The organism is Flavobacterium phycosphaerae, from assembly GCF_010119235.1.
GTDB lineage: Bacteria > Bacteroidota > Bacteroidia > Flavobacteriales > Flavobacteriaceae > Flavobacterium > Flavobacterium phycosphaerae.
Genome location: NZ_JAAATZ010000001.1, coordinates 2924948 through 2949146, shown reverse-complemented (window position 1 = coordinate 2949146; position 24199 = coordinate 2924948). Strand labels below are relative to the sequence as shown.

20 protein-coding genes and 1 pseudogene are annotated in these 24199 nt (G+C 37.8%); 14 read left to right on the top strand and 7 right to left on the bottom strand.

Annotation, left to right across the window (positions count from 1 at the left end; translation table 11 throughout):
* Positions 1-27: 27 nt before the first annotated feature.
* Positions 28-747, bottom strand: coding sequence for a potassium channel family protein (locus tag GUU89_RS13270; RefSeq protein WP_162128366.1), 720 nt, complete (start codon positions 745-747; stop codon positions 28-30).
* Positions 747-1409: a spermidine synthase gene (locus GUU89_RS13265; protein ID WP_162128693.1), complete on the bottom strand. Its 663-nt coding sequence runs from the start codon at positions 1407-1409 to the stop codon at positions 747-749. Before GUU89_RS13265 ends, GUU89_RS13270 begins: the two co-directional genes overlap by 1 nt.
* A gap of 58 nt (positions 1410-1467) precedes the next feature.
* Between GUU89_RS13265 and GUU89_RS13260 the strand changes: the two genes are divergently transcribed.
* The 5 genes from GUU89_RS13260 to GUU89_RS13240 all read left to right on the top strand — a co-directional run bounded on the left by GUU89_RS13260 (position 1468) and on the right by GUU89_RS13240 (position 5642).
* Positions 1468-2019, top strand: a complete 552-nt coding sequence (locus GUU89_RS13260) for a 1-acyl-sn-glycerol-3-phosphate acyltransferase (RefSeq protein WP_162128692.1) — start codon at positions 1468-1470, stop codon at positions 2017-2019.
* A gap of 60 nt (positions 2020-2079) precedes the next feature.
* Positions 2080-3093: a hypothetical protein gene (locus GUU89_RS13255; RefSeq protein WP_162128365.1), complete on the top strand. Its 1014-nt coding sequence runs from the start codon at positions 2080-2082 to the stop codon at positions 3091-3093.
* A gap of 97 nt (positions 3094-3190) precedes the next feature.
* Positions 3191-4333, top strand: a complete 1143-nt coding sequence (locus GUU89_RS13250; protein WP_162128364.1) for a M14 family metallopeptidase — start codon at positions 3191-3193, stop codon at positions 4331-4333.
* A 58-nt stretch (positions 4334-4391) separates the two neighbouring features.
* On the top strand, positions 4392-4874 hold the full coding sequence (locus GUU89_RS13245) for an Lrp/AsnC family transcriptional regulator (protein WP_121313528.1): 483 nt from the start codon (positions 4392-4394) through the stop codon (positions 4872-4874).
* 246 nt (positions 4875-5120) lie between these two features.
* A complete protein-coding gene (locus GUU89_RS13240) occupies positions 5121-5642 on the top strand; it encodes a DinB family protein (RefSeq protein ID WP_162128363.1) in 522 nt (173 codons plus the stop codon).
* Between the two features lie 87 nt (positions 5643-5729).
* On the opposite strand, the gene GUU89_RS13235 is transcribed toward GUU89_RS13240, so the two are convergent.
* The 5 genes and pseudogenes from GUU89_RS13235 to aroB all read right to left on the bottom strand — a co-directional run bounded on the left by GUU89_RS13235 (position 5730) and on the right by aroB (position 10005).
* Entirely contained in the window at positions 5730-6155 is a 426-nt protein-coding gene (locus GUU89_RS13235; protein ID WP_162128362.1) for a DNA primase, read from the bottom strand.
* Between the two features lie 11 nt (positions 6156-6166).
* Positions 6167-7141 (bottom strand): deoxyhypusine synthase family protein, encoded by a 975-nt coding sequence (locus GUU89_RS13230; RefSeq protein WP_162128361.1) that lies wholly within the window; start codon positions 7139-7141, stop codon positions 6167-6169.
* Positions 7142-7248: 107 nt separating this feature from the next.
* Positions 7249-8649, bottom strand: a complete 1401-nt coding sequence (locus tag GUU89_RS13225; RefSeq protein ID WP_162128360.1) for a type III PLP-dependent enzyme domain-containing protein — start codon at positions 8647-8649, stop codon at positions 7249-7251.
* Positions 8650-8702: 53 nt separating this feature from the next.
* Entirely contained in the window at positions 8703-8882 is a 180-nt protein-coding gene (locus GUU89_RS13220) for a hypothetical protein (RefSeq protein WP_162128359.1), read from the bottom strand.
* A 56-nt stretch (positions 8883-8938) separates the two neighbouring features.
* Positions 8939-10005 (bottom strand): annotated as a pseudogene (aroB, locus tag GUU89_RS13215) (3-dehydroquinate synthase).
* Between the two features lie 136 nt (positions 10006-10141).
* Here aroB and GUU89_RS13210 point away from each other — a divergent pair.
* The 9 genes from GUU89_RS13210 to GUU89_RS13170 all read left to right on the top strand — a co-directional run bounded on the left by GUU89_RS13210 (position 10142) and on the right by GUU89_RS13170 (position 24131).
* On the top strand, positions 10142-10432 hold the full coding sequence (locus GUU89_RS13210) for a TIGR03643 family protein (RefSeq protein ID WP_162128358.1): 291 nt from the start codon (positions 10142-10144) through the stop codon (positions 10430-10432).
* A 9-nt stretch (positions 10433-10441) separates the two neighbouring features.
* On the top strand, positions 10442-10840 hold the full coding sequence (locus GUU89_RS13205) for a DUF2452 domain-containing protein (RefSeq protein ID WP_162128357.1): 399 nt from the start codon (positions 10442-10444) through the stop codon (positions 10838-10840).
* A 36-nt stretch (positions 10841-10876) separates the two neighbouring features.
* Positions 10877-11530 carry a flavin reductase family protein gene (locus tag GUU89_RS13200; RefSeq protein WP_162128356.1) on the top strand — a complete coding sequence of 218 codons (654 nt, stop codon included), beginning with the start codon at positions 10877-10879 and terminating at the stop codon, positions 11528-11530.
* Positions 11523-13037: a cryptochrome/deoxyribodipyrimidine photo-lyase family protein gene (locus GUU89_RS13195; protein WP_162128355.1), complete on the top strand. Its 1515-nt coding sequence runs from the start codon at positions 11523-11525 to the stop codon at positions 13035-13037. Before GUU89_RS13200 ends, GUU89_RS13195 begins: the two co-directional genes overlap by 8 nt.
* Entirely contained in the window at positions 13003-13149 is a 147-nt protein-coding gene (locus tag GUU89_RS13190; RefSeq protein ID WP_162128354.1) for a DUF2256 domain-containing protein, read from the top strand. Before GUU89_RS13195 ends, GUU89_RS13190 begins: the two co-directional genes overlap by 35 nt.
* Positions 13139-14680: a cryptochrome/photolyase family protein gene (locus GUU89_RS13185; protein WP_162128353.1), complete on the top strand. Its 1542-nt coding sequence runs from the start codon at positions 13139-13141 to the stop codon at positions 14678-14680. The genes GUU89_RS13190 and GUU89_RS13185 overlap by 11 nt, the downstream gene beginning before the upstream one ends.
* Complete coding sequence (locus GUU89_RS13180; RefSeq protein WP_162128352.1) at positions 14677-15978, top strand: DASH family cryptochrome; 1302 nt, start codon at positions 14677-14679, stop codon at positions 15976-15978. Before GUU89_RS13185 ends, GUU89_RS13180 begins: the two co-directional genes overlap by 4 nt.
* Before the next feature lie 122 nt (positions 15979-16100).
* On the top strand, positions 16101-17273 hold the full coding sequence (locus GUU89_RS13175; protein WP_162128351.1) for a proline dehydrogenase family protein: 1173 nt from the start codon (positions 16101-16103) through the stop codon (positions 17271-17273).
* Positions 17274-17414: 141 nt separating this feature from the next.
* Positions 17415-24131, top strand: a complete 6717-nt coding sequence (locus GUU89_RS13170; protein WP_162128350.1) for a T9SS type B sorting domain-containing protein — start codon at positions 17415-17417, stop codon at positions 24129-24131.
* Positions 24132-24199 lie beyond the last annotated feature (68 nt).

The following is a 24199-nucleotide window of genomic DNA, read 5'->3' as shown; positions in this document are numbered from 1 at the left end:
TAAATCCCAATTCCTTAATCCTAAATGCTAAAACTCTTCACTCTCGTGATCAAAATAGCCTTTGTTTTTGATTTTGTTCGAAAAGAAATTCAGGAACAATACCACGAAGGATAAGAAAAACAACGCCTGAATGCTCACCAGTACTTTAGCATAAGTCGTTATCGGAACATAATCGCCAAAACCAATAGAGGAGGAGGTAACCATACTAAAATAAATTGGGTCGTACCAACCAACAAAAGGTCGATTCATATTGTTGCCACAAGAATACAACACCCCAAACGAGAATACAATTTCGATGTAATTAAAAAACAACAACAGCATCGAACGCTTATAAGAACGAGGCCGCGAAAGCATATCCGAAGCAAATATCAAAGTCGGAATGTATAAAACGGTTTCAAACAAAACATAAACCATTATAGTGATTAAAACAGCATTGCCTTGCCAATGATTCATGAGTATTAGCAGCGGAAATGCCACTTTGAGCAGCACATAAATATCCATTACCAAGTCTTGATATTCATGTCCGATTTTATGCGAATAATGTTTGATATAAAGTCCGGGAAACAACATTTGCGATAGCGAAAGCAACAAGCGCACAATTTTTTCAATACCGTTATCATCCTGATGGTCATTGTTCCAAATGGCACGAATGTTCAAAATTCGTTTCTGAATTGGCGTTACGTTAAACCGATTTCGGTCCCGTGTGGTTATTTTGCCCAGTAAAAGTTTCTTCAGGAATTTTTTCATTACGCCAGTTTTTTGATGGTAAACAATTCATTGTGTTCTTCTACCTTAGGATACATGCGCAACGAATAATTGCCGTTGAATTTGCTTTTATAATTCAGATTTCTTTGTACTTGCCGGTCATTAATCACCATAGTGTTAAACAAGATAAATCCATTCAGATTGAGTAACGAATTGATGCGATTGATGAAAAAATCTTCAAACAAAAAATTCGGCATCACGGTATCTTGAAAAATGTCAATGATTATTAAATCGTAAGTCAGTTTGGTTTTCAATACAAATTCAAAAGCGTCGTCAATTACCAATTCCAAATTAGGAATAGTATCCAACTTAAAGTACTCATTGGCAATTTCGATAATACTTTCGTCAATTTCAACGCCGGTTATTATACCGTTAAATTTAATTTCATCCACCAATGTTTTAATCACACTGCCTCCGGCTACGCCTAGAACCAAAACACTTTCAAAATTTCGAATGCGTTCAAAGCCTATGTATTTCAATCCTTTTCGCAAGATGCGCTGCAAACTGCCATACGAATAATTGGTGTGCTTGCTGTCTAAAACCAATTGTCCGTTGTTCCAAGTTACTTCTAAAGTTTTACTTACCGAAGAATTTTTCTTGTACACATTTACCGGAAGAAAGTAGCTGAAGAGTTTTTGCAACATCGAAAATAATTTGCTCAAAAATAAGTGATAAATGTTAAATTTACACAAAATAAAACAAGTGAAAAGGCGATTATACCAATTTATTTTTTTCAGACTACTGGGCTGGAAAATTGTCGGAACGGTTGAGGAGGAAGTCAAAAAGTGTGTTTTGATGGTGATGCCGCATACGTCTAATTTTGATTTCTTTTTGGGCTTGTTTTCCCGCGGAATCATAGGCGTAGAAATGAATTTTGTGGGTAAGAAAGAACTCTTCCTGTTTCCGTTTGGGTATTATTTCAAAAGTATTGGCGGCGCTCCATTGGACAGAAGTGGCGGTAAAAACTTAGTTGACGCCATAGCCGATGTATTTAATTCACGCAAAGTCTTCCGAATGGCTATAGCTCCGGAAGGAACCAGAAAGAAAGTGGACCAACTCAAAACAGGGTTTTATTACATTGCCTTAAAAGCTAATGTGCCAATAGTTCCGGTTGCTTTTGATTATGCCAAAAAAGAAGTCAGAATTGGGAATCCCGTTACCGTTTCAGGAGATTATGATACTGATATGAAACAAATTTTATCACATTTTAAAGGGGTTCAAGGCAAATTTCCCGAAAAACAATTCCAAGTGTAAAACCCTTTCTTTTTTTTTCTCGTAGATAGGATTGTCAATAATCAACAAAAACTATTTATTATGAAAAAAACTATTATTACTTCAGTCTTATTGTCTGCCATGCTATTCTCCTGCTCAGATGATGCATCCATGTCTAATAATGAATTAAAAGGATCTCCTAAAAAAGAATTCAAATTATTCACTACCAGCAACACTTCCGGTAAAGCTTCTGTTACCGATTTAAACACGGCTATGACGTACAGTTTCTCGGTGGCTTCTGCCGATGCTGACGGTGCTTACTATTTTAACGAAAGCGATGAATTCATTTTAGCTTCCCGTTCTAACAACAAAATCGAATTGTATGATGGTGTACAAGATGCCATTATGACCAACGCGTCAGCATTAGCTTTAGACATGTCCAGCGCCTCTGATTTTAATAATGCTAGAGAAATTGCCGTTTCCGGCGATTGGATTGTGGTTACTCAGGATCAAAGTGCCGCCAATGCCAATACTAACAAATTAGTAGTATATCAAAAAACCACGACCGGTATCAATTTAATGAATTCCTATACCGTTAACTTCAAAGTTTGGGGTATTCATTTAGAAGGTAATACGCTTTATGCTGTGGCCGACTTAACTTCAGACTTAGTAGTATTTGACAATTTCTTCGCCAATGCTAGTGGTGCTATTTTGCCAAGCAAAAGAGTTACTGTTGAAGGTTTGGTAAGAACGCACGGTATTACTTATTCTAAAAAAAGCAACACTATGGTCTTAACTGATGTAGGTAGTGCTACCTCTGATTCAGATGGGGGTATTATTGTCATCAGAGGATTTACCGATGTATTAGCCGCAACTGCCAATATGGGAACAATTGCTATGAACAATCAAATCAGAATTTATGGTTCGGCTACTTCGTTAGGAAATCCGGTTGACGTGGCTTATGACCATATCACCAAACAAATTTTTGTGGCCGAACGTTTAAATGGCGGCGGTAAAGTACTAACATTTAATTTACCAAATGCCAACGCTAATTTAGCTCCGGCCAGTTCCAGAGCAGAAGCCGGTGTAAGCAGTGTATACCTTTTAAGAGAATAATATTTTTGTTCTTATACTCAGAAAACCTTTGGTAATTTATCAAAGGTTTTTTTTATGCAAATGGTTTCCGTTACTTACTTTTGTGTAAATTTATTTTATGGATTATCTAGCTTTACACCAACAATACAAAGAAGAAAGTCTTTTCGGAAGATACATCACACTAAAACACATCGAACCCTTATGCTCCAAGTTTCGAGTTGAAGTGGTTGGTGAATCAGTTTTAGGAAAACCAATCTATAAATATGAAACCGGGACAGGAGCTAAACGAATTTTACTGTGGTCCCAAATGCACGGTAACGAAAGCACCACTACGAAAGCATTATTCGACTTCATCAATCTGCTTAACGACAATACTGATTTAAGTAAAAAACTCTTATCCGAATTCACCTTTTGTATGCTGCCAATGCTAAATCCAGATGGAGCAGAAGCCTACACCCGTGAAAACGCGAATGGTATCGATTTAAATAGAGACGCCCAAAATCAATCGCAACCCGAGAGCAAAGTATTGCGAAAAGTATTCGATGACTTCAAACCGGATTATTGCTACAATCTTCACGATCAACGTACCATTTTTGGCGTGGCCGATTCCGGGAAACCGGCTACCGTTTCTTTTTTAGCACCTGCCTATAACGAAAATCGCGACATCAATGACGTTCGAACAAAAGCCATGAACGTTATTGCGGCAATGAATAAAACCCTGCAACAGTTTATCCCCAATCAAGTTGGGCGGTTTGACGATTCCTTTAATCTTAATTGTGTAGGAGATACATTTCAGTATTTAAATGTGCCAACTGTTTTATTTGAAGCCGGCCATTTTCCAAATGATTATCAAAGAGAGACTACCCGAAAATACATTTTTATTGCCCTACTTGACGGACTGCTATTTCTTTACGACAACGATGTAGTTAGCAACGAAATCGAAGATTATTTAAAAATTCCGCAAAATAAAGTCGTTTTTTATGACTTTGTTTATAAAAATGTCAAAATAAATTATGATGATAACGAAAAAATTATCAATTTTGCAGCTCAATTCAAAGAAGTTCTGACTAAAGATGAAGTAACATTTGAAGCAAAAATTGCTCAAATAGATCATTTAGAAAATTATTTTGGCCATGTGGTTATTGATGCAAACGAAGCATTATATCAAGATGACTTAACTAATTTCCCGAATATCGAACAAAAGGCTGATTTTTATTTAGGAAAAAATATAAAAATAGTTAACGGTTCAGTAAGCCACTGACAGTTTGATTAGTAATCTTTGAATTGCCTAACAAGTTATAGTAAATAAAATCTTTTTTATGAGTAAGTTTCGCTTAGATGAAGTAGACCACCAAATCTTGGACATGTTGATTGACAACACCAGAATCCCTTTTACTGATATCGCAAAAAAATTATTGATTTCTGCGGGAACCGTTCACGTCAGAGTGAAGAAAATGGAAGATTCAGGTATCATTATGGGTTCTTCATTATCTTTGGATTATGAAAAATTAGGCTATTCTTTCATTGCTTATGTTGGAGTATTTTTGAACAACACTTCTCAAACTAAATTCGTTTTAGAAAGAATCAACGAAATCCCATACGTAACAGTAGCTCACGTAACTACCGGTAAATTCAATATCTTTTGTAAAATCAGAGCCAAAGATACTAAACATGCCAAAGACGTTATCTTCATGATTGACGATATCGAAGGGGTTTACAGAACTGAAACCATGATTTCGTTAGAAGAAAGTATCAACGACAAAAAACGTTTGATGCATACCATCTTTCAAGAATTAGACTAGTTTTAGTTAAAAATATAGTAAAACCTCAAGTGAAAACTTGAGGTTTTTTTATTAACTCAAAGTCAAAGTATAAATGATGTATTCCAATGTATAAATAGAGCATCCTCACGTATAAATAGAGCATCCCCAAGTATAAATGGAACATCCCCACATATAAATAGAATTCCCGATTCCGGTTTCTTCCTTTTTACTAAGGTGTTTTTACAAAAAAAATCACAACCTTTGTATTCACTAAAATCATCCATCATGAAACCATCACAATTACAACCTGACGAGTTTGCCGGACATTTTTCAACATACATCAATCAAGTTTCCGACGAATACACATTAACAGAAGAACTGGAAATTTCGGTTCATCGTTTCATAAAGTTTGTCCAAAATATCCCTATGGACAAATTTGACTACCGTTATGCCGAAGGCAAATGGACTATCAAAGACATCATCCTGCACCTTATTGATGCGGAACGAATTTTTGTTTACCGAGCTTTGCGTTTTGCCCGTAACGATAAAACCGCTTTACCAAGCTTTGACGAAAATGACTATGTAGATGAAGCCAATGCCAATAAAAGAAGCCTACAGGATTTACTAACCGAATTGCTAATTGTAAGACAAGGAACTTTAGCTTTATTCAAGTCATTTTCAGAAGAAGAATTGATGCGAAAAGGTACTGCTTCAAACAACCCAATGTCGGTAAGAGCTTTAGGATTCACTATCATTGGCCATCAAAATCATCACCAACGAATTTTTCAGGAACGCTATTTAAATTAAACTAAAAAGAAAAAATCCCAAACTCTATTCAGAATTTGGGATTTTTCTATAACTCGTAATTCGTAATTTTTAATTCGTAATTCTCAACTATTCTTCGTCGTCTTCGTCCTCTAAATTATTGTCGGAATCATCAAAATCTTCTTCATCGTCATCATCTGCATCAGTATCATCTGAACCGCCACCGTCTTTTAATAAATCAACTTCTTCGTCATCTTCATCCGCGGTGATGGCATCTTCATCATCATCAATTCCTTTGATTGGCTCAATTGGCTCGATTACCGAATCAAGATCATCTTCTTCGTCAAATTTCTCCATTCGACTAGCCAATTTAGTACTAACTTTTACTAAGTAAATAGTATCCTCAGTTCGTACTTCTACGGCTTCAACCAATTCGTTTTGTGCATTTCTAAAACGAATGATATCCGAGTCATCATACCCTTCTGGGAATTTCTCTACTAATAAATTTAGTATGTCTCCGGTTAGTTTAGCATAGTCTACAATAATTCTTCTCATAAAAAAATCTTTTATAAATCTAATAAGTAAGCAAAAATTAAGGGCGCTACAATGGTAGCATCCGATTCAATAATAAATTTGGGGGTGGTAATATCAAGTTTTCCCCAAGTGATTTTCTCATTTGGGACAGCTCCTGAATAGGAACCATAACTTGTGGTGGAATCTGAAATTTGGCAAAAATAACTCCAAAACGGAATGTCGTGCATTTCCATGTCTTGGTACAACATCGGTACAACACAAATCGGGAAATCTCCAGCAATACCGCCTCCAATTTGGAAGAAACCAACTCCTTTTCCGGAAGAATTCTTTGGATACCAATCGGCTAGCCACATCATGTATTCAATGCCGCTTTTCATCGTGGTGGGTTTGAATTCACCTTTGATGCAATATGAAGCAAAGATATTTCCCATTGTACTGTCTTCCCATCCCGGAACTACAAGAGGTAAGTTTTTCTCAGCGGCTGCTACCATCCAAGAATCCTTTGGATCGATTTCATAGTATTGTTCTAATACACCTGAGTTAATCATTTGGTACATGAATTCATGCGGAAAATATCTTTCGTCAGCTTTATCGGCTTTGTTCCAAATATGGAATAAATGTGATTGTAATCTACGGAAAGCTTCTTCTTCAGGAATACAAGTATCAGTAACACGGTTATAATGGTTTTCCAATAAATCCCATTCTTCCTGTGGCGATAAATCTCTGTAATTCGGAACTCTTTTATAAGAATTGTGAGCTACCAAGTTCATGATGTCCTCTTCAAGGTTGGCACCAGTACAAGAAATAATGTGCACTTTATCCTGACGAATCATTTCTGCTAATGATTTTCCTAATTCGGCTGTACTCATGGCACCGGCCAAAGTAATCATCATTTTACCATTGTCAAGTAAGTGTTCTTCGTATCCTTTAGCGGCGTCAACAAGGGCAGCAGCGTTAAAGTGAAGGTAATTTTTTTCTATAAATTGACTGATTGGTCCTTTGCTCATTTTGTAATAAAGTTGTTTGTTGTTTGCGGTTCAAAGAAAAACTTTTTTTCTAAAACCACAAACTGTTTTTTTAATTTAATTATGTTAAAAGTACTGTTTTTTCTGAACTATTGTTTTCCGTATCCCAATATTTTCAAGACATCTTCTGAACTTTGTTGTTCCGAGAAAACTTCGGTAGCCAAAATTCCGTTTTCATCACGGTCTATCAAAATATGTTTGGGTTGTGGAATCAAACAGTGGTGCAATCCGCCAAAACCGCCAATGGTTTCCTGATAAGCACCGGTGTTGAAGAAACCTATGTATAATGGTTTTTCTTTATTGTATTTGGGCAAATATACAGCATTCATGTGCTGCTCAGAGTTGTAATAGTCATCGCTATCGCAGGTCATTCCGCCAAGCAATACTCTTTCGTAAGTATCATTCCAACGGTTTACGGCCAGCATAACAAAGCGCTTGTTAATCGCCCAAGTATCGGGTAATGTTGTGATGAAAGAAGAATCAATCATGTTCCAATTTTCTCTGTCGTTCTGTTTCTTTTGGTACAAAACCTGGTATATCGCTCCTCCGGATTCACCCACCGTAAACGAACCAAATTCAGTAAAGATATGAGGAACATCTACTTCGGCTTCGTCGCAGGCAATTTTGATTTGGTTCAAAATCTCATCAATCATATATTGGTAATCGTACTCAAACGCCAACGAATTTTTAATGGGGAAACCACCGCCTATATTTAAGCTGTCCAAAGTTGGACATTCTCTTTTTAAAGCGATGTATACTTTCATACATTTCAACAATTCGTTCCAATAGTAAGCCGTGTCGCGAATCCCGGTGTTGATGAAAAAGTGAAGCATTTTCAGTTCCACTTGTTTGTTTTCCTGAATTTGTTTTCTGTAAAACGGAACGATGTCTTTATAGCCTATGCCCAAACGCGAAGTATAAAACTCAAATTTTGGTTCTTCTTCAGCGGCAATACGGATTCCTATTTTGAATTTGCCTTTAATTTGCTCTTGTAGTAAATCCAATTCCTCATAATTATCAATTACCGGAACCGTTTTAGGGTGACCATTATTGATTAAACGGGCAATGTTACTTACATATTCATCACGTTTAAAACCGTTGCAAACTACATAGGTATTTTTATTGATTTTGCCTTCTTCCATCAATTTCTCGACTATGTTGATGTCATAGGCCGAAGAAGTTTCGATGTGAATATTATTTTTAAAAGCCTCATTCATGATGAACTTGAAATGCGAGCTTTTGGTACAATAGCAATAGTAATATTTGGCATCGTACTTGTTTTTTTCCATCGACTTTCTGAACCAACCTTTGGCTTTATTGATGTTGTTGGAAATAGCCGGCAAATAAGTGAATTTTAAAGGCGTGCCGTATTGTTCTACCAATTTCATCAAATCGATGTTGTGAAATTGTAGTGTATCTTTGTTAAGCGTAAATTCTTCTTGTGGAAAGTAGAACGTTTGATTGATTAAGTCGAAATATTTAGTGTTCATTTAGGTACAGAATAAAAGATTAATTAGTTGTATAAAACAAAGTAATCTTGCATTCAAACCCTGATGTTTGCGTAAATAATAGGAAGTTTTTCTTGAAATAAAAAGATAATAGGTGAACACAAAGCAGCAAAATCACTTTTCAGTCTGTAAAAAGGATTAGGAATAGCGAAGGAATTTTGATTATTTTCCTGGCCAAAAACAGTATAGGCAGTAGTGTTGACACTCTTTTTCATTAGGGCAAATGTAAAAAATAAAATTCGCGAAATGCAACTATTAAGGCAAAAAAATATTACTGTTTGTAATCTTCAAATGATTTTATAATTAATTCAGTATCAACTTCTTGGTTGATTTTGATTTTACCGATATCTGCAAGCAAGGCAAATTGTATTTTTCCGTATTCATTTTTTTGTCATGAATGAGTAAATCGAAGATGGGTTGCAGGTCGTTTTCTTCAAAAATAATGGTTTCAAAAATAGCTTTAATACTGTTTTTAATTTCCAGATAAGCCGCTTCCGAAATCAAACCTTTTTGCCAGGAAACATAACTTTCTAATATCATGCCCACTGCAATGGCTTCACCGTGTAACAAGGTTTTTTTGTTTTTATTTTCTAAAAAATAACTCTCAATGGCATGGCCCAAAGTATGCCCGAAATTTAGCGCCTTCCTGATTCCGTTTTCAGTAGGATCTTGCATCACGATTTCGTTTTTAATTTCAATGGAACGATGAATTAAAGTATCGAAATCTGCAAAATCAGTTTGACTTAAATCTTTAAATTTTGCCCAATACGCGGCATCAAAAATCAATCCGTGTTTGAGCATTTCGGCTAAGCCCGAACGCATTTCGTTTTGTGGTAAGGTGGCCAAATACTCAGTGTCAATAAGTACCATTTGCGGAACATTAATCACGCCAATTTGATTTTTTAAATTACCTAAATCTACACCGTTTTTACCGCCAACCGAAGCGTCAACCATAGCTAAAAGCGTAGTGGGGATATGTAAAAAGTCAATACCTCTTTTGAAAGTGGAAGCCACAAATCCGCCAATATCAGTAATTACGCCGCCGCCAATATTAATGAGTAAGCTTTTTCTATCGCCGCCAAGTTCGGTTAATATCGTCCAAATTTCTACACAAGTTGTGATGTTTTTTTCGCTTTCACCGGGTTCTATTTCTATAATTTCGATTGCTTTGTCGGTAGCTAAATAAGGTAAAAAACGAGGCAGGCAATAGTCATTTGAATGGGCATCCGCTAAAATAAAAATGTTGGAATATTTTTTATCTTCTATATAGGCATTCAGAAATTCATATCCGTTTTCACCGAATACTATTGGATAGCCATTTGCGTTTATTGATTGCATCATTGTCTTAAATGTATTCAGCAAAATAAGGGATTTTTTTTCTAATACTGTAATAAGTTTTAGTAATGAACTTTTGTTTTTTAATGATAAATAAATTGTAGTTTTGTTTAATGTTTTTAAATAAAAAATAAACATAATGCCAATTACTGTAAAAACTAATTTAGATGACGTGGCTATCGACCGAATTATTGAGATGGCCTGGGAAGATCGAACTCCGTTTGAAGCCATACAATTTCAGTTTGGTTTAGCTGAAGCTGATGTAAAAGCATTGATGAAACGAGAGCTTAAATTCAGCAGTTATAAACTTTGGAGAGAACGTGTTGAAAACTGTAAAACAAAGCATTTGGCCAAGCGTGTAAAAGGAATCGACCGATTTAAATGCAACTTGCAACGGGCTATTTCTAACAATAAAATTTCTAAACGATAATTAATTACAATGGGAAAAGAACGACCTGATGCTGTAGTGTTTTCGGATGAACAAGGGTACAATGCTCGTTTACTGCCTTATGCTTCCAATGTTGGAGCACCGGTAATCAAAATGGATGACCTTGTATCTTGGAAGAGTAGGGGTATAACCAGCGTCAATAAAGAGTTTGAACAAAAGTTCAATGAGCTTAAAAGTCAATACCAAAAATTGATGGAGGAATATGAATGGAATGAACTAGTGTACAATGCCAGATTTTCTTTTGAGCCGGTGATTGGCGAAATTTATCATCTGTACAGAGGCGATGACGGCATAAATTTTCTGTCTCTGATTTCTCCCGAAGAATGGAACAAAGAACATATTGGAACATTCAAACTGAACAGCGATAAGAAATGGATAGTCCTTCATTAATACATTTTATTTACTAACAGTAAAAGCAATCAAATTATGCAAAAGTACATTTCCAAGGAACATATAGTAGCTATGGAAAAACAAAATCGAGTTCATTTTGTAAATAGTTTGGGAGGTTTTAAAAGTGTAGTGCTTGTCGGAACAGTTGATAATGCAGGAAATACAAACCTTGCTGTTTTTAGCTCTTTGATTCATATTGGAGCTAATCCGGCTTTGATGGCGCTAATTTTAAGACCAAGTCCACCGGAGCGTGATACCTTGAATAATTTGTTGGAAACGGGATTTTATACCATCAACCATATCAACGAAGACATATACAGAAAAGCTCATCAAACATCGGCTCGATATGATAAGGATGTTTCTGAATTTGATGAAACCGGCCTGACGCCTATTTATAAACAAGAATTTCAAGCACCTTTTGTAGCCGAAAGTTTTGTACAAATTGGTTTGACTTTTAAAGAGAAAATCGATATCAAAATAAATAATACAATTATGGTCATTGGTGAAATTACCGAGGTGTTTGTGCCGCAAAATTGTATGAGTAAAGACGGATTTTTGGATATAGAAAAAGCCAATACTATTACTTGTTCAGGTTTGGATAGTTATCACACTACAAAACGTTTAGATAGATTGAGTTATGCCAAACCGGGCAAAGAAATAACCAGCTTAATTTCTGATTACTTTGAGTAAGAACGCCATCAATATTGTTTGGTTCAAACGAGATTTGCGACTAACAGATCATGAACCGCTTTTTGAGGCGCAACAATCCGGATTACCCATTTTGTTGCTTTATTTTTTCGAACCTTCGGTAATGCATTATGATGACTCAGATGTGCGTCATTGGCGATTTATTTATCAGTCTATACAAGGCTTGCAAACGCAATTAGACACAATCGGAGCTAAACTTTACTTTTTTCATGCCGAAGTCAAAGCCGTTTTTAGCGAAATTCTAAAAAACTACGATGTAAAAAACGTGTTTTCGCATCAGGAAATTGGTAACAAAATCACATTTGACAGAGATATTCAAATACAACAATTCTTTTCTGAACACAACATTAAATGGAACGAATTTCAATTGCATGGTGTGATTCGAAAATTAAAATCGAGAAAAGATTGGGACAAACGTTGGGAACAAGTCATGCGAGAAACACCAAAAACAATCGACTTAAATGCGCTTCAAATCGAAACCTTACATGCTGATTTTTATGATGAATTAAAAGGAGAAAATTTGACTGCAGAAATCACATTACCTAACAATAATTTCCAACATGGTGGCGAATATTGGGCTTGGCGGTATTTAGACAGTTTTGTCAAAGAGCGCTATGTAAATTACAGTAAACATATTTCCAAACCCGATTTGAGTCGAAAAGGCTGCAGTCGATTATCGCCTTATTTGACTTACGGAAATATCAGCATGCGGATGGTGTATCAGTATACCATGCAACATTATCCAACATCATCCAATAAAAGAGCGCTGTCAAATTTTATTTCTCGCTTGCATTGGCATTGCCATTTTATGCAAAAGTTTGAAGACGAATGCCGAATGGAGTTTCACAACATCAACAGTGCTTTCGACGTAGTTGTTAAACCCAAAAATGAGGTTTATATTAAAGCTTGGCAAGAAGGTCAAACCGGAGTTCCCATTGTTGATGCTTGTATGCGCTGCGTGGCGACAACCGGATATCTCAATTTCAGAATGCGAGCTATGGTGGTGTCTTTTTTTGTATTTAACCTTTGGCAAGATTGGCGTGAATTGCATTTTTTGGCTCGACAGTTTTTAGATTACGAACCCGGAATACATTATCCGCAGTTGCAAATGCAATCGGGGGTGACCGGAATCAACACAGTTCGAATTTACAATCCGATTAAGAATTCGGAAGAACACGATAGCGAAGGTCTTTTCATCAAAAAATGGATTCCCGAATTAGCGAATATCCCGTCAAATTTAATTCATGAACCTTGGAAGTTGAGTTTAATCGAACAGCAATTATATCAGTGTGAAATTGGTAAAGACTATCCCGCGCCAATTGTTGATATTGAAGCCACACGAAAATTTGCCAGTGATATTATATGGAGTTTCCGTAAAACCAATGAAGTCAAAGAGGAAGGCAAACGAATTCTGAAAAAACACGTGACCAATCCCAATTCAAATAAAGGAACAAATGCGAGGAAAAAAAAAACAAAACCTACCAAGTAAAGTTTGCCTTGTTTGCAATCGACCTTTTTCTTGGCGTAAAAAATGGCAGAAAGTTTGGGAGGAAGTAAAATATTGCAGCGATAAATGCAGAGCTAATAAAAATGGAAACTAAAAAAGTACTTCGATTGATTTTGGGTGACCAATTAAACAGTAATCACTCTTGGTTTGAAACTGTTGACAATGCCGTGACTTATGTGTTAATGGAGGTGCGTACCGAAACGGATTATGCTAAACATCACATTCAAAAAGTAGTTGGCTTCTTTAGTGCTATGCGAGCTTTTGCAGCCGAATTACAATCCGAAAATCATAAGGTTATTTACATTCATTTAAATGACATAAACAATTTACAGTCTTTTGAAAAGAATTTGGATGCTTTGATAAGTCAACACCATTTCACGCATTTTGATTACCAATTGCCTGATGAATACCGTTTGGATGTATTGTTAGAAAATTTCTGCAATCGACTTCCCATTGAACATTCTGTGATTGATACGGAACATTTTTTCAGTATAAGAGAAGAATTAGGTGCTTTTTTCAATGGTAAAAAGATGCTGCTTATGGAAAGTTTTTATCGCGCCATGCGAAAAAAACACCACGTTTTGATGGAGGGTGAAAATCCTAAAACCGGCCAGTGGAATTATGACAGCGATAATCGAAAAAAATTGCCGAAAGAGCACAAACCAACTCCGCCTTTAGTGTTTGATAATGATGTTTCTCCAATAGTTTCGGAATTAAAAAGTACAGATATTGACACCATTGGAAGTATTGACGAAAAGCATTTTGTTTGGCCTATCAATAGGAGTCAATCGTTGGTATTACTTGAATTCTTTGTGACTGAATGTTTGCCGTTGTTTGGATCCTATCAAGATGCGATGACACCCAATGAATGGTCAATGTATCATTCTAGGCTTTCTTTTTCAATGAATTTAAAAATGATTTCGCCCAAAGAAGTCATTGACAGAGCTATTCAGGAATGGGAAAACCGTCAGCAAGAAATTGAGTATCATCAACTGGAAGGTTTTGTTCGGCAAATAATAGGTTGGCGCGAATATATGCGAGGGATTTATTGGATGAAAATGCCCGAGTATGCTGTTCTGAATTTCTTTAATCATACTGAAAAATTACCCGATTGGTTTTGGACAGGCAACACTAAAATGAATTGTCTTAAAGATGCCATTTCGCAATCGTTAAATTATGCATACGCGCATCATATTCAGCGATTGATGGTTACCGGAAACTTTGCTTTGTTAGCCGGAGTACATCCGGATGAAGTAGATGCTTGGTATCTCGGCATTTACATTGATGCCATCGAATGGGTCGAAATCACTAATACTCGTGGCATGAGTCAGTTTGCCGATGGCGGTATCGTGGGCACAAAACCTTATGTAAGTTCGGCAACTTATATTGATAAAATGAGTCATTATTGTGGTTCGTGTTATTATGATAAAAAGAAAAAAAACGGAGAAAAAGCTTGTCCGTTTAATAGTTTGTATTGGAATTTTTATGATAAAAATGAGTCAAAACTAGCTAAAAATCCTCGCATCGGAATGATGTACAATGTTTGGAGAAAAATGAATCCTGAAGACAAAATTAGTTTGTTAGAACAAGCGAATTACTATTTGAAAAATATAAATAACTTATGAAAAGAGCTGTAATTTGGTTTAAAACCGACTTGCGTTTGCATGATAATGAAACCTTAGTGAAAGCCATTGCCCAGAGCGACGAAGTGGTTCCGGTATATTGTTTTGATGAAGCACAGTTTAAAGAAACAGTATATGGTTTTCAAAAAACAGGAAGTTTCAGAGCCCAATTTTTAGTAGAATCGGTAGCTGATTTGGATAAAAACCTAAGAGCATTAGGTTCCGGATTAATTGTGGTAAAAGGAAAGCCTGAAGTTGAAATTCCTAAAATTGTGCAGCAGTATAAAGCTTTTAAAGTATTTGCCAAACGAGAAGTGGCTCATGAAGAAAAACAAACTGATGCACTAGTTCAGGATGAATTGTTTAAATTGAAATGTGAGTTTGAAACCTACAGTACCAGTACGTTGTACCATGCCGAAGATTTACCCTTTTCGATTAAAGACATTCCGGATGTGTTCACCAATTTCAGAAAAAAGACCGAAAAGGATGCTGCAATCAGAAACGTCTTTGAAAAACCTTTAGCTATAAAATCTCCCGAAATACCAGAGAGGAGTTTACCCACTTTAGAAGACTTAGGATTGCAAAAATCTAAGATAGATTCAAGAGCTGTACTTCGGTTTAAAGGTGGAGAAACTGAGGCATTGCTTCGGATGAATCATTATTTTTTTGAAACAAAATCAATCTACAAATACAAAGAAATGCGCAACGGACTGATTGGTGCTGATTATTCCTCGAAGTTTTCAGCTTGGTTGGCTTTGGGTTGTTTATCGCCAAGAGAGATTTATTTCGAACTAAAAAAATACGAGGCAAAGTACGAAGCTAATGAATCTACTTATTGGTTGGTTTTTGAATTGCTATGGCGCGATTATTTCAGGTTTATGATGAAAAAATACCATGCTAAATTTTTCCAACTCGCCGGCATTCAAAATAAAGGAATTGAAGTCAATAAACACAATCAAAGCCAATTGCAAGATTGGATTGAAGGAAATACCGGAGTAGATTTTGTTGATGCCAATATGCTTGAACTCAAACTAACCGGATTTATGAGTAACCGTGGGCGACAAAATGTAGCGAGTTATTTTTGTAATGATTTGAAACTCGATTGGCGTTACGGAGCCGCTTATTTTGAACAACAATTAATTGATTATGATGTGTGCAGCAATTGGGGAAATTGGGCCTATTTAGCCGGTGTTGGAAATGACCCTAGAGGCAATCGGTATTTTAATATTGAAAAGCAAGCCCAAGATTATGATAAAAACGCAGCATACAGAAAGCTTTGGCTGAATAATTTTTCTGAATAAACCTGACTTTAAATAGGATTATTCTCTTCAATTTTTACAGAATAGTTGATGCGTATTTTAAACGAGTTTTTCATAGAACAATCTTAAAACTCTTTTTATATTTGTGGCATTATTATAAAAAAATGGACAAGATTTTCAACAATACCAAAGTAGCTTTCGCACTAAAAACGGATACCGAGTTAGACAGGGCTTATTTTTTATTCAAAATGATTGATAATGAGCCTTTAGTACGCATTGGTACTGCCGTGACGAACTTTGCGTTGAAAGCGCATTTGCCGGTAGAAGGTTTAATTCGCGCTACTGTTTTTGATCATTTTTGTGGCGGAACTACAGAAGATGATTGTTTGACAGTAGTAGATAAGATGTTTACCAAAGGGGTCTCATCGGTTTTAGATTATTCGGTTGAAGGTAAAGAAGAGGAACAGCAATTTGATGCCGCTTTGGAAATGACCTTGAAAACCATTGAATTTGCCAAAGAACGTCAGGCGATTCCGTTTGCGGTATTTAAGCCAACCGGTTTCGGACGTTTTTATTTATATGAAAAATTAGGGGAAAAGCAGTCTTTAACTGTTGAAGAACAACAAGAGTGGAATAGAGTAGTAGAGCGCTTTGACAAAGTTTGTAAAGCGGCCCACGAGAAAGATGTAGCCTTGTTGATTGACGGAGAAGAAAGCTGGATGCAGGATGCTGCCGATGAGATTGTTACCAATATGATGCGGAAGTATAATAAAGAAAAATGCATCGTTTTCAATACGTTGCAGTTATACCGTTGGGATCGACTGGATTATTTAAAAAAACTCCATGAACTGGCTAAAACAGAAGGTTTCTTTATTGGAATGAAATTAGTGCGAGGGGCTTACATGGAAAAAGAAAACAAGAGAGCTGAAGAAAAAGGATATCCAACACCAATTTGTGAAACCAAAGAAGCTACCGACAGTAATTATGATAAAACGGTAGTTTATATGATGGATCATTTAGACAGTATGTCCATTTTTGCTGGAACCCACAACGAATTAAGTTCTTATAAATTAATCGAATTGATGGAAGCTAAAGGCATCCTGAAAAACGATAACCGAATTTGGTTTGGACAGTTGTATGGCATGAGCGATAACATTAGTTATAATTTAGCAGAACACGGCTACAATGTGGCTAAGTATTTGCCTTTTGGCCCGGTTCGTGATGTGATGCCATATCTCATCAGAAGAGCCGAAGAAAATACATCTGTTGCCGGTCAGACCAGCCGAGAATTAAACTTATTGAAGTTAGAAAGAGACAGAAGAAAAATAGAAAAATAACCAAAATGAACCTCAAATTATGGAGGTTTTTTAATCTTATTTTTTCGAAAAACATATTGTACTGCGGTTAAAATCAATATCTTTGAGTTTTGTTTTTTGAAAATAGCCCCAAAAAACAGGTACCTACTTAACAGTTTTAAAATGAAGCAAATTACTTTTTCACATAAGCTATTATTACTATTCATAACCTTAATTTCGTTTCAGGGATTTTCACAATGTTTTGAAATTGAAACTATTCTTGTTGATGCGTGTTCGGCAACTTCACCTTCAAACGATGAAGGATTTAATGAAATGGTCAGATTCAGAGTTGGAGCAACTCCTTTAAATACCAGTACATTGACGGTGAATTGGCCGGCAAATGGATGGACTGGTCTAATTCAAAACGCTACAACAGCCTCTAAAGTTGCCCTAATTAATAGTGCGATAGTAGCGGCAGGAAATTGTGGTCTGGTGCTTGAGCCCGTTGCAGGTGTATTGCCGGCAAACTCAGAAGTGCTGTTAGTGACAAGCCAAAATTTCACGGTCAATTACAATTCCTTTAGTTCACTTACGAGTACTTTATATATAATTTTTCAAAACAATACAGCAACAACAGGAGGACATTTTGGAAACTACAATGCGACTCCCGGTACCCGGACTTTATCTATGACTTTTGGTGCCGGTTGCTCTGATTCGGTTACTTATGAAAGGAGTAATTTGATTAATATTTTTGGTCTAAGTGGAGGAACAAATGCAGAACAAGACGGAGCAAGTGTTAGTTTTACTCCGGCAGGCAATCCTACTTATATAAACAACGGGTGTACGGCTCCCGTTCCTCCTTTTACAGTTGCCGCCAGTGTCAGTCCTAATAGTTGTGTTGCACCAGGTTCAGTAGTAAATTTGACAGGGGTTGCACAAGGATATCAGTCATTAGCTTGGACATCGACCAACGGCGCTGTTCCCAATCCAAATAATTTAAATACAACTTACACTGTTCCGATTAATGCAACAGGAACGATTAGTTTTACGCTTAGTGCAACAAACAGTTGTAATGTAACCATTTCGTCAACAGTAACAATATCAGTAGGAGCCGCTTCACCTCCAAGTGTTTCTCCCATAACTTATTGTCAAAATGCGACAGCTTCACCACTTACAGCCACTGCGAGTAGTGGAGGAACATTGAATTGGTATGGAACGAATGCTACCGGAGGAACGGCATCTGCAACTGCTCCGACACCATCAACCAGTGGCGCACCCGGTTCAGTAGTGCATTACTATGTAAGTCAAACTATAGGCGGATGTGAAAGCACAAGAGCTGATATAGCTGTTACTATAGGAAATGCTCCGACAACCGCTGCCTTTGTATTCTGTGATACTGCTAATTCTGGTCCCAATACAGTTGCATTTGATTTTAATAATATTGGTCCAACAGCCAGTTATTCCTATAGTTATACTATTGATGGTGGCACTCCGGTTACCGGAAGTATTCCATCTATCAATGGTTCTCATTTTGAAGTAAATGGTGTTTCTCCGGGTCAAGTAGTAGTATTTACGGTTTCATGGGATGGCATTTGTCAAGCTCCGTTAACCGCTTCGACTACAGTACCAACTTTCACTCAAGTCGGACCAATCTGTTCGGGTCAAACACTTTCTCCTTTGCCGACTACTTCTAATAATGGTTTTGTTGGAACTTGGTCACCGGCATTGAATAATACGGCAACTACTACGTATACTTTTATACCCAATGCTGCTCAATGTGCCTCAAAAACTACTATGACTATTGTGGTCAATCCCAATAATACAGTTAGTGCAGCATCAGCTACAGTATCATTGTGCGTTAATACTCCTTTGACAGCCATTACTCATACCACAACCGGAGCAACCGGTATTGGTTCAGCTATCGGCCTGCCTTCAGGGGTAACGGCCTCATGGTCATCTAATACCATCACAATTAGTGGCACGCCATCGGTTTCGGGAATATTTAATTATTCTATTCCATTAACTGGAGGAAGTTGTAGTAGTGTAAACGCAACGGGGACCATTACGGTAACAGCAAATAATACAGTTGGAGCGGCTTCTGCTACACCAACGGTATGTATTAATACACCTTTGACAGCTATTACTCATGCCACAACCGGAGCAACCGGGATAGGTACTGCCACAGGTTTACCCACAGGTGTAACTGCTACTTGGTCATCTAATACTATAACCATTAGTGGAACACCTACAGTTTCAGGAATATTTAATTATACAATTCCTTTGACAGGCGGATGCGGAACTATTAACGCAACCGGAACAATAACAGTAAGTGCGACCAATACACCAACTTTTACAGCGGTTGCCCCTATATGTTCAGGAGCTCCTTTAGCAGCTTTGCCTACCACTTCTAATAATGGTTACACCGGAACTTGGTCACCCGCTTTGAATAATACAGCAACTACTCTTTATACTTTTACCCCTACAACAGGACAATGTGCAACGACCGCTACCCTAACAATCACTGTAAATAGTGCTACTATAACGCCAACTTTTACAGCAGTAACGCCAATATGTTCCGGAGGTACTTTATCACCGCTACCAACCACTTCTAATAATGGAATTACCGGTGCTTGGTCTCCGGCATTAAATAATACTGCTACTACGACTTATACTTTTACTCCTAATACCGGTCAGTGTGCCACAACGACTACATTGCAAATAGTAGTCAGTTCCAATATTACTCCGACTTTTACCCCAATAAATCCGGTATGTTCAGGAACAGCATTAGCTCCTTTACCAACCACTTCTAATAATGGGATAATCGGTATATGGTCTCCGGCTTTGAACAATACAACTACAACAACTTATACTTTCACACCAAACGGAGGTCAATGTGCCACAAATCAAACCATAACAATCACCATTTTACAAAAAGTTACTCCAACGTTTAATGCAGTAACCCCAGTATGTTTTGGAGGTGCAATTACACCATTGCCAACTACATCTAACAATGGTATTACCGGAACTTGGTCACCTGCATTGGATAATACGACTACCACTACTTATACGTTTTTGCCAAATTCAGGCGAATGTGCTAACACTACTTCATTACAGATTGAAGTTGTTCCTCAAATTGTTCCAACGATTTCAGTTGTTGAGTCTTGTAATGCCAATACTATTACGGTTACAAATCCGTTAGGTTCTGATTATCAATATTCTTTGGATGGAGGGGTGTTTCAATCGAGCCCTTTTTATTTTAATGTTACCTCGGGAAATCATGTTTTGATTGCTAAACAAGTTATAGCCAATTGTACTTCTAATCCGTTGAATTTTACTGTAAATGCTGTAATCAATGATGTTGTAATTTCAACTCCGGCTCCGTTTCAATTATGTGACCCAAACAATGACGGAGTGGCTGTTTTTGATCTGACACAAACTATAAATTCTATTACCGGCGGAAATCCATATACCGTTAGTTTTCATGAAACAATTACCGATGCCAATGTTGACGGTACTGCAATTCCAAATCCGGCCAATTATTCTAATATTTTCAACTGGGCGCAAACCATTTATGTTAGAGTTGAATCACTTACTACGGATTGTTTTGGTGTAGTTCAACTCCAACTAATTGTCAACCCAACCCCTGAGGCGGTAAGCCCAACGGATTATCATTTGTGTGATTACACAGGAGCCGTAGGGTATGAGGCCTTTGATTTAACGACCAAAGTTCCTGAGATTTTAGGCAGTATTAACCCTGCTTTGACTTCGGTAACTTTTTATACCTCACAAACAGCGGCTGAAACCGCTACGGGTGCTATCTCGAATGTGATCAATTACATCAATGGTACGATCGATACCCAAACCTTGTATGTTCGAGTAGAGACAATCGCTTCGGGTTGTTTTGATATTGTGACCTTAACTTTAGTGGTTGATCCGCTACCGATAGTTCCTCCGATTAGTTATCCTCAGTATTCGCTTTGTGATGACAACAATCCGGGAGATTGTAAAGAGGTGTTTGATTTAGGTTCTAAAGTAGCCGATATCTTGAACGGACAAACGGGAATGAGCGTTACGTTCTACCCGAGTTTGACCGATGCTCAGAACAATACCAATGCCATCAGCACTTTGTTGTATGAGAATGTATTGCCTTGTGTTCAGACCTTAGGTATTCGCATTACCAACCAAGCCACCACTTGTTATGTTATCTCCACGATGGATATCCGCGTGAACCCACTACCGACACCGGTTCCGCCGACAGCACCGCTAACGGTTTGTGACGATAACCAAAATGGTATAACCTGTGATATCGATTTAACAAGCCTAACTCCGGATATCTTACAAGGAGCGGATTATGATATAACCTACCATGAGACCCAGACTGATGCCGAGATTGGAGGTACTACCATTCCTAATCCGTCAAGTTACTGCAACATCACTAACTTTGTGCAGATTATTTATGTGCGTGCAGAAGACCCAATCACAGGCTGTTACAGTGTTATTCCAATAGAGCTTAACGTAAATCCAAGCCCTGTTAAACCGGTTACTATCCCGGATTTGGTGACTTGCGACCAAGACAACAACCCACAGAGCGGCAGTACTATTGTTGATTTAACCAGCAAAACGGCCGCTATCCTGCTGCTTCAGGCACCAAACCCGGCAAGCAATTACACCGTTACGTATTATCTCAGCCAAGGCTTGGCCGATGCCGGCACTTCCCCGATTATTAATGCCGCTACGTATTTTGGTAGTGACACCCAAGTTATTTGGGTTAGAATAGAGGATAATGCAACGGGTTGTTACGCTTTAGGTTCCTTCCAATTGGTTATCAACAAACCATTATTGTTAATCACACCGCAACCACTGAGCAAATGTGATAATGATACGGCATCGAACAATTTGTATTACACTTTTGATTTAACGGTAAAAAACACCGAGATTAATCAAAATACAGGCTATACGGTTACGTATTACCCAAGCCTTGTGGATGCTCAGAACAATACCAATGTGATTACTACCCCGAGTGCGTATACCAATACCTCTGCGGCAGTACAAACCCTTGGCGTTTTGGTCACCACCACAGCAGGATGTAAAAGCATCACCACCTTAGACATCAGAGTACTTCCGGTACCTACGCCACAGAGCAACAATATTCCGGTATTGGCCGCGCAGTGTGAGGATGCTCCGGGTAGTGGTGTGGCTCAGTTTGATTTAACCCTGAATGAGGCTTATATAGCCAATGGCGATACCCATGTTGATTTCCATTACTTCCCAAGTCATGCTGATTTGGAAGCCAATACTAGTGAGATTTTAAATCCGACTACGGCCATAGTGGGCGACCCAAGTATAGCCGGAACGACCATCAATCAGGTGCAGTATGTCTATGTAGCAGTGACCAGTGATGTCTCTACGGATTACACCGGTAGAAAATGTTACAAAGAAGTACAACAAGGCTTTATAGTTAATCCATTACCGAGTATCAGTGCCATAGCGGATTATCAAATCTGTGAGGCCGACCCATCGGGAGTGAATGACGGTATAGAGGTTTTTGATTTAACGACTCAAAGTGCTGCTTTACTGCAAGGGAATCAAACCACACCGGTATCCGCTTACAGTGTTGCGTTTTATGAAGATGCCGCCTTAACAATACCGATAACAACGCCAAATGCGTATACTAACCTGACTAACCCTCAGACGATTTATGTGGAGATTACCAATACCACCACAGGTTGTAAGAGCGGTATGGGCAGTTTCAATATTTTGGTTAATCCAAAACCAACGATTAACTATACCATGGCCGATATGAAAGAGTGTGATTATGACGGGAATAACAACGGCACGATGCTGTATACACAGAACCCAACAAGTCCACTAGCTAGTTTGGCGGGTTATGAGGCCGACATCTTAGGGGCAACGCAAACAGCACCGACGTATATCGTAGAGTTCTATTACAACAGTCAGGCAGATGCTGAGGCAGGGAACTCGGGTAGTGCCTTGACTAATTTAGACACATATGAAGTACAAACAGGTACGTATTGGGTGCGTGTTGAGAATACCCTAACGGGTTGTTATGAGCTGGATTCATTTGATGTGGTTATAGAAAAACTGGCCGAGCCGGTAATTACCAGCAACACGGGTAGCAATATTGCTTGTGTGCGATGGAACCAAACGACAGTGAACAACAATTTAATCTTGAACAGCGGCATCACGGCACCGGGCTATACTTTTATCTGGACGGCCAATAATGTGGTGCAACCGGAGACTACCAGTACCCTTAGCGTAAATAATATAGCTCTTGCCGATACTCATGTAGTGTATACGGTACAGGCCGTTAGTTTATCTCCGATGTTGGGTTGTACTTCGGACATTACGGCGCTTTCTACCTTTGATGTTATTAAGTCGGGCCCTGCGGATAATATCACCGCTACGGTAACCAATGCCTTTGCGGAGAATCAGATTATTACCATTACCAATGACGGTTATGGAGTGTATGAATACAGTTTGGATGACGGTCCGAGACAAACGAGTCCTATCTTTGAGAATGTTTCCTTAGGAAACCATACAGTATATGTTTGGGATGTAAGAGACCCGAATGGCTATTCTTGTGGAGTAGAGTTTATCAAAGACGTACAAACGATAGATTACCCTCATTATTTTACTCCGAATGGCGATGGGTATCATGATACTTGGAATATCAGTGGGTTGCATGATCAACCGGGAGCTAAGATTTACATCTTTGACCGTTATGGTAAACTGCTCAAACAACTTAGTCCGTTGAGTCCGGGTTGGGACGGGACTTACAATGGTCACTTGTTACCTTCGGATGACTACTGGTTTACGGTAGACTTTGCTGAGGGCAGTAACATGCGTCAGTTCAAAGCTCACTTCTCGCTTAAACGATAAGACAAACAGAAAATAATAGATAAAAAAAACTCCTCAATTTCTTGAGGAGTTTTTTTATGGCAAGATGA